This is a genomic window from Escherichia sp. WS33, from assembly GCF_046486385.1.
GTDB lineage: Bacteria > Pseudomonadota > Gammaproteobacteria > Enterobacterales > Enterobacteriaceae > ECMA0423.
Genome location: NZ_JBJQLJ010000054.1, coordinates 1 through 7,814, shown reverse-complemented (window position 1 = coordinate 7,814; position 7,814 = coordinate 1). Strand labels below are relative to the sequence as shown.

The 7,814-nt window shown below is 43.6% G+C and carries 6 protein-coding genes and 1 pseudogene; 1 reads left to right on the top strand and 6 read right to left on the bottom strand.

What is annotated here, in order from left to right; genetic code table 11:
- The coding region (locus tag ACJHXA_RS23190; RefSeq protein ID WP_001568368.1) for an IS1 family transposase at positions 1-71 on the bottom strand (71 nt) is incomplete at its 3' end.
- Between the two features lie 597 nt (positions 72-668).
- Here ACJHXA_RS23190 and ompT point away from each other — a divergent pair.
- Entirely contained in the window at positions 669-1,622 is a 954-nt protein-coding gene (gene ompT / locus ACJHXA_RS23185) for an omptin family outer membrane protease OmpT (RefSeq protein ID WP_001201845.1), read from the top strand.
- Between the two features lie 249 nt (positions 1,623-1,871).
- On the opposite strand, the gene appY is transcribed toward ompT, so the two are convergent.
- From appY to ACJHXA_RS23160, 5 genes and pseudogenes are all read right to left on the bottom strand, one after another.
- Entirely contained in the window at positions 1,872-2,621 is a 750-nt protein-coding gene (gene appY / locus ACJHXA_RS23180) for a DNA-binding transcriptional activator AppY (RefSeq protein WP_000386784.1), read from the bottom strand.
- 545 nt (positions 2,622-3,166) lie between these two features.
- Positions 3,167-3,304 (bottom strand): annotated as a pseudogene (locus ACJHXA_RS23175) (tail fiber assembly protein); the annotation flags it as partial.
- 36 nt (positions 3,305-3,340) lie between these two features.
- Entirely contained in the window at positions 3,341-6,823 is a 3,483-nt protein-coding gene (locus ACJHXA_RS23170) for a prophage tail fiber N-terminal domain-containing protein (protein WP_215423527.1), read from the bottom strand.
- Positions 6,824-6,887: 64 nt separating this feature from the next.
- A complete protein-coding gene (locus ACJHXA_RS23165) occupies positions 6,888-7,487 on the bottom strand; it encodes an Ail/Lom family outer membrane beta-barrel protein (RefSeq protein WP_113990276.1) in 600 nt (199 codons plus the stop codon).
- Between the two features lie 66 nt (positions 7,488-7,553).
- Positions 7,554-7,814, bottom strand: a 261-nt coding sequence (locus tag ACJHXA_RS23160) for a phage tail tip protein (RefSeq protein ID WP_283512373.1), incomplete at its 5' end; no start/stop codon positions are given.

Here is a 7,814-nt window from a genome sequence, read left to right as displayed (position 1 = left end):
GTGCTTTTGCCGTTACGCACCACCCCGTCAGTAGCTGAACAGGAGGGACAGCTGATAGAAACAGAAGCCACTGGAGCACCTCAAAAACACCATCATACACTAAATCAGTAAGTTGGCAGCATCACCCCAAACAGCGACAAAAAGTGATGTGGTGAAGGGCAAAGCGGAAACGGATAAGACGGGCATAAATGAAGAAGAAATGGCGCGCCCTGCAGGATTCGAACCTGCGGCCCACGACTTAGAAGTTCCTAGAACGACATTTTAAGTCAACAACTTACCGCGCCATCTCTGCGCTCACACGTCCCACTACCTCAAAACATGTAAAGCCTTGCAAGCCATTGTGAGGCCTTATGTGTCTCAGTTTTGTCCCTCTTTTTTGTACTAAAAAACATAGTAATTGAGGATAAACCTCATGCTATTTTCGCTTATATGCCTCTAAAGGCATGGCACTTAAATAGATAAAAGCACCACAAAAGCATAAAAAAACCACACAGTAAAACCGCAATATGAAACAATAACAGATAATTAAACCAAAAACAGATAGCGCATTGTGATAATCATTCAATACTAAACAAAATATAAACAGTGGAGCAATATGTAATTGACTCATTAAGTTAGATATAAAAAATACATATTCAATCATTAAAACGATTGAATGGAGAACTTTTATGCGGGCGAAACTTCTGGGAATAGTCCTGACAACCCCTATTGCGATCAGCTCTTTTGCTTCTACCGAGACTTTATCGTTTACTCCTGACAACATAAATGCGGACATTAGTCTTGGAACTCTGAGCGGAAAAACAAAAGAGCGTGTTTATCTAGCCGAAGAAGGAGGCCGAAAAGTCAGTCAACTCGACTGGAAATTCAATAACGCTGCAATTATTAAAGGTGCAATTAATTGGGATTTGATGCCCCAGATATCTATCGGGGCTGCTGGCTGGACAACTCTCGGCAGCCGAGGTGGCAATATGGTCGATCAGGACTGGATGGATTCCAGTAACCCCGGAACCTGGACGGATGAAAGTAGACACCCTGATACACAACTCAATTATGCCAACGAATTTGATCTGAATATCAAAGGCTGGCTCCTCAACGAACCCAATTACCGCCTGGGACTCATGGCCGGATATCAGGAAAGCCGTTATAGCTTTACAGCCAGAGGTGGTTCCTATATCTACAGTTCTGAGGAGGGATTCAGAGATGATATCGGCTCCTTCCCGAATGGAGAAAGAGCAATCGGCTACAAACAACGTTTTAAAATGCCCTACATTGGCTTGACTGGAAGTTATCGTTATGAAGATTTTGAACTCGGTGGCACATTTAAATACAGCGGCTGGGTGGAATCATCTGATAACGATGAACACTATGACCCGGGAAAAAGAATCACTTATCGCAGTAAGGTCAAAGACCAAAATTACTATTCTGTTGCAGTCAATGCAGGTTATTACGTCACACCTAATGCAAAAGTTTATGTTGAAGGCGCATGGAATCGGGTTACGAATAAAAAAGGTAATACTTCACTTTATGATCACAATAATAACACTTCAGACTACAGCAAAAATGGAGCAGGTATAGAAAACTATAACTTCATCACTACTGCTGGTCTTAAGTACACATTTTAAGAACGCCAACTAAAATTTCCCCGAGGTGAAAATCGCCCCGGGGAATAACTAGCCATTTCAATGTAACAATTAACCCTTAAAATAAACCCAGAAGGTTATTAACTAAATCACATAGAAAACCATCAATTATAGTATGTATAAAATAGGCGACAACAACCCAATTACAAATTAATGGTTCCAGAATATCACATCAGAAAAAACGCTGTATAATATTATAATTAACATGTAGACAACTTGTAATAAACATTATCAGTCAATTGTTTTGTTTATTCCATCTGTGACGCCGATTATTTTCTCAAAATAATGAGATGGCGTGACACCATAATAATCTTTAAATGCACATATGAAATATGAAGTACTGTTATAGCCACATTTCTGGGCTACGACATTGATAGAATAAGAGTTTGAAGTTATGAGTTTTTTTGCATACCTCATCCTAGTATCTCTCAATATTTCGGTAAATGACGTTCCTTCATCCCTTAATCTTTTTTTTATTAAACTTTCACTCGTATAAATCAATTCCGCAATATCTTTTAAATGCCATTGCCGCTCAATGTTAAAACTGATTATTCCAGTAATTTTACAGGTAAATGTATTTATATTTGTTAGTATAAAAGAATTTACACTTTCGCGTTTTTTGAACATGGCAAGTAAGGATATACATAGTCTTTCTTTTAACCAAAGGGAGTGTGAGTCTGCTATTTTAATCCCTTCAAACAGAGAAAAAACAAGCGATAATGGAGGTTCCTCTTCAGCAATATAGCCATTCTTATCAAGAGTAAATTTGCCAGGCAGCTCATTATTCACGTCGATAAAAAAGGATAAACATGTTTTCTTATCTATATCAACAATTCTTAGTTTAGAGGGGCATACTGGTAACTCCCTTCTAATTTTGTCGCTTACAATAAACAATGAATTTTTTTTGAACGAGATAACTCTCCTGTTTATAATTAAATCAAATGATTGACAGATGAAAACTACGGAGCAAACATAATCCATCTTGCACCTATCATAAAATTAAAACAAGTTGATAGCAGTCAAATAACAACCAATTAAATACACAATCATAATCAGGATGATGTGCATTTATATTTTTATACACAAAATTATAGTTTGCAAATTTTAATAAATTTCATTTAAGATTAAATTATTATATGTATATTGTTTTTTATTCTAACGTATTTCAAAGTTACATTTTTCAACGCTTACTATACTTTTTATTAACATAAACTCACTACAACGCACCTGAAACCTCTTGCTATATATATGTCAACCGTTTTAATTTAAAATAAAAAGAGTATCATTTTTACTTGCATTTCTTATCAAGTCACATTCAACAACAGTAAAAAAACATTATCAGAACCATTCAATTAACAAAAAACCAACATCCAGCTTGCTTAATTTTTCTTTATTAAACGATATTGAAAATCAATTGATAAAATACATCTAAACAACCTTTTGGGGCGCAAAAGCATAACATCAAACAAACAAATAACACACCGAAAAAACTCACAATTAATAACCTATGATATACATACTGTTTATTATGGTTGAATAAGCCACTCGATATCTGGTGCTACGGAAGTGTCCACACGGTTTAGCAGCACCCGATATGTTTTCCATGCGGCCAGTAACGCTTTCTCTTCCTCCGTTGCGATCTCCAGCCCAACAACAGTCTGAACGTACCGGGAACAGCCTCCTTCAGGGCTTGAAGGATATCAATGTTCGCTTCCTGTTAACTGCCGGACAAGTGCAACCAGTTCGCTTACCTGATTTTCCAGAGTGGTGATCCGGGTGCCTGCTGTTGCCAGATTTTCACGTAGCGTTGTGTTTTCCTCTTCCAGCGCAGTAACGCGATCATCTGTTTCACGGGCGACCTGAACAAGTAACCCCGTCACGGCGGCGTAGTCAACATTAAGATAGCGAGTTTCTTCGCGTAGCTCGTTGCCGTCAACGGTCGGACCTTGCAACTCTTCACCATAATGAGTAAACGATCCCACAGCTTCAGGTATCGCCTCCATTACTTCCTGTGCAATAACGCCAGCATAAGGCATTCCGTTTTCCTTGAGCGTGTAGGTGTACCCGTTCATTTTACGGATTGCTTTCGTAGCGTCGCTGATAACGCGAATATCGTCTTTAAGGTCGCGGTCTGATGACTGATTCAGCGTTGTGCAATTAATAGCGCCATTTACATCAAACAACTGGCCTGCTGATGTTTTTTGCGCATAAAACAGATATGCAGCAGACGTTCCAACCTCAAAAACGTTTTGTCGATCACTTGATCCCCATACTTTTGCGGCAAATGATAGTTCTGTATTACCTAAGTTCTGTAAAACAAAACGATTGCCAGTCCCTGATTGTTTTGTAAGGGTTAAATCAACAGTTGAGTTAACCTCATCCTTGTTGATAGTGAGCGCCTGCGCTTTAGCACCGTTAACAGCACCTGTTTTGAGTTGAACTGCTCCATCACTGCCATTAAGTAGAATCTCTGCATTACTATGGTAGTTCTTAAGTGACACCATTTTGCTTTCGCCTGAGTGCATACCTAACACCCACGCAGCGGAACTACCTGTACTGTTAAGGCCGCGAACATAGCATGACATTGTAGAAAAATCTGCAACGCTACCAAGTATCTCTACCCTACCTCCACCGGATTTAACTGGTGATGATGTTGTTACTGAGTTAGCTGTAATTAACCCAGACGCTTTAAAATTTTGCACATCAAGTCTGTCGTTTGCAAAATTATATGAAATTGCGGTGCTGGTGCTTCCGGCATCATCATAATCGCTTTTATGAATAAACCAGTTTCCACCATTAGCAATGAGAGTATAAGTAGGCGTGTTAGCCGGGCGATCTGTTTCATTAAATCTTATTGCTGGGTTAGCGCTCCTTATTTGTAAAGGTTTTTCAACCGTTGATTTCAGTATCGCACTATCTACAATTAAATTACCTTCTGAGTTAAGGTTTAGATATTTTGAAGCACCAGTTGAACCATCGTATGTAAACCTTATTGTTAATTGACCTGGCTCATTTGATAAAGTCTCAACATACATATCAGCACCAAGACGCACAGTGCTGTCAGTTGCTAACAGTCTTGTATGGAGAATTCCACTAGATGTGTATGTATTGGTCGAATCACTATATCTATCAAGAAATAGACTGTTAAGTTGAGGGCTGTTGTTCCTACCTAAGCCAAGATTCGTTCTGGCACCATCAACAGTTGCCGCATTAGTGCCTCCTTGTCCAATAGGTAATGGAACCCATGACGATCCGTTATGGCAACCCCACAATCCAGATGTTGACACCTGAAGTCGTGGCGCTGATGGTGAGTAATTCGAATAAACGTAAGTTGTCGATTCGCCTTCTTCAATTCTTTCTGTTAATACTATTTTTTTCCATACACTCCAACCTTGTGTGCTGGTATATATCCTTCTATAAAGAATTGATGAATTGTTATATACAAAATAGCTCTGGATACAACCATCACTACCATTAGCACCAGTTCTTTGCACTAACAATGCACCCGCAAGCTGTATCGGGTAATTTAGTTCTGGCTTTGCGTTGGCAGACATTGGTTGGTAATAAAAACCGGCTGTAGTACCTTTTATATCGTTTAAGTTCGTATTCGCATCAAGGCCAGTTTTTGCTTCAAACATGACTTCAAGTTTAGAGCGCGCTGTACTTGCATCATTCGCCCCAGTGCCACCTTGCGCAACTGCGAGCGGTTGCCATCTACCAGCTTTAGGGTTAAATGCGCCCCACTGACCGTCAGCATCAACCTGTAAGTAACAGCCGTCCGCCTGAACGTCAGTAGATAAAATGATGGTTCTTGTGTCGCTTGAACGCTGAAATCGGATAACCTCATCTTTTCTTGCGTGGCGTGTCCATTGCGGGCCTATTGTCGGATTCCAGCGATAAGTATAAAGCGAGCGCGTAGTCCATCCCTGAAATACACCTGTATACGCTGGTGTTCCATCTACCTGACTAATAAACCCCGTAAGACTGCTTTCACCGGATGCAATCGATGGAAAGCCTTTTGCATTACTCATAATGCGCATAAATCCGATATACCCTGATGGGTTGCCGGAAATATCAGGACAATCACGCGGGGCTGAGCCAAGACCGATATTATCGCCAACAATTACTTGCGCCTGGTTGCGATAATTAAGTGCGTCCGCCGCAGATTTCGCCGCGTTTGTTTCACTGGATTTAGCATTAGTTTCGCTGGCTTTAGCGTTTGTTTCGCTGCTCTTTGCTGCTGCCTCGCTATTTTTCGCGTTGGTTTCTGATTTTTTGGCTGCTGTCGCGGAGTTTGCCGATGCAGTTTGTGAGTCTGCTGCCGCCTGTGCGCTGTTATCCGCATTCGTCTCAGACGTTTTTGCGGCCTTCGCGGAATTTCCTGCCGCCGTTGCCGAGGAAGCTGCACTACTGGCACTTGATGATGCGTTCGTTTCTGATGATTTCGCTGCCTCTTTTGAGGCCGCCGCATCCCGGGCTGAGGTGGCAGCTTCTGACGCTTTCGTGGTCGCGGTGGATGCAGAAGTGGCTGCAGATTTTTGTGACGCTGCAGCATTCGTTTCTGACGTTTTCGCCGCACCGGCACTCGTAGCCGCCGCGCTTTTTGAGGACTCTGCAGCGGCAGCACTTTTTGATGCTTCAGTAGCCTTTGCTGATGCCGTTCCTGCGCTGGAAGACGCTGACTGAGCCGACGTCGCGGCCTGCCCGGCTGATGTGCTGGCTGCGCGTGCTGAGCCTGCAGCATCAGTCGCATGGGTTGCCGCCTCACGGGCTGATGTGCCGGCATCGCTGGCTGACTTCTTCGCGGCTGCCGTGTTCTGTGCCACCGCGGACGCGTTACGCGCCACCTCTTCCACCATCAGTTCAAAACGGCGCAGTGCCTCAGGACGGGCATCATCCTCCGTCATGGCACCGAGAAAATCATTCAGCGTACCGGGTCGGGAATCTTCATACACGGTGATGGTCCCGGCATGTGACGGCGGGAATCCTTCCACCAACAGAATAACGCTGTACTGACCGTACTCAACGTCCATACTGTAACGCCCGGCTTCATCCGGATTTTCAGATGCCAGCGTGTTCACCACCACCGTGGTACTGTTACGTTTTGCTTTCAGCTGGATTGTGCAGTTCTGTACCGGTTTTCCTGTGCCGTCTTTCAGTACACCTGAAATTTTTACTGCCATATTCACCCCACAAAAAAGCCCGCCTGAACCGGCGGGCTGTCATAACACTGTGTTACCTGGCTAATCAGAACTTATAACCGACACCCACGATGAACCCGTCAGTGCGCCAGTCGCCACTGCCGGAGCCTTCATAAGCGACATCAATGGCCACGGATTCGGTCGGGTTAAACTGCACGCCAGCTCCCCACGCCAGAGACGTGTTGCTGTGGCGACCGTCATCACTTCCGGTCAGCACATCGTGCTTTTTCCCCTTGTTGTCAGTTACGCGGAGATAATCCCCGGAGAAAGTCGACACACGGCTGTAAGCCACGCCTGCCATCGCATACGCGCTGAACCATTCATTCACGCGTACAGACGGCCCCGCCATCACGCTGAACCAGCGGTTACGAACGGAGTCTTCATGCCAGCGGGTATCGCTGTAACGGGTAAGCTGGCGATTCTTGTCTCCTGCATAGCTGAACGACGTCACCATCCCCAGTGTGTCCGTAAACTCATAACGGTATTTCACGTTAATCCCGTTCAGATCATCACTGCCGGGAACGTTGGTCCGGGCATGAAGATACCCCGCGCTCAGCGTGGACTGATGTTCAGACGCCCATGCAGGCGCACAGGATACGGCCAGACAAATGGCTGCGGACAAAATGGCTGCACAAACTTTACGCATAATTACCTCTCGCTTTTCTGCAATAAAAAAGGCGTCATTTCTGACGCCCGTTCTGGGTTATAAAATTCAGCTGATACTGATACCTGCTGTGGATTTTTTCATCACCACAACCAGCAGATCGCTGATACTGGTTGTTGGTGTCCAGTTATTCGCTCCTGATGAAGATACGGTGAATGTCAGTGTCAGCGTCCCCTGTCCGGCAGGCATATCTATAACTGAGGAAAATACGCCCTGAGCATCCGTCGTGGACTGATTAAAAATCTCCTGACCATTGCGGGTCACTCTTAACCGGCAGGTTGAATACCAGTATGACTGTTGGTTATTACT

What these genes read in the sequence shown, in the direction of transcription:
- ompT (WP_001201845.1), top strand. Translation starts at nt 669, where the DNA reads ATGCGGGCGAAACTTCTGGGAATAGTCCTGACAACCCCTATTGCGATC.
- appY (WP_000386784.1), bottom strand. Translation starts at nt 2,621, where the DNA reads ATGGATTATGTTTGCTCCGTAGTTTTCATCTGTCAATCATTTGATTTA.
- ACJHXA_RS23170 (WP_215423527.1), bottom strand. Translation starts at nt 6,823, where the DNA reads ATGGCAGTAAAAATTTCAGGTGTACTGAAAGACGGCACAGGAAAACCG.
- ACJHXA_RS23165 (WP_113990276.1), bottom strand. Translation starts at nt 7,487, where the DNA reads ATGCGTAAAGTTTGTGCAGCCATTTTGTCCGCAGCCATTTGTCTGGCC.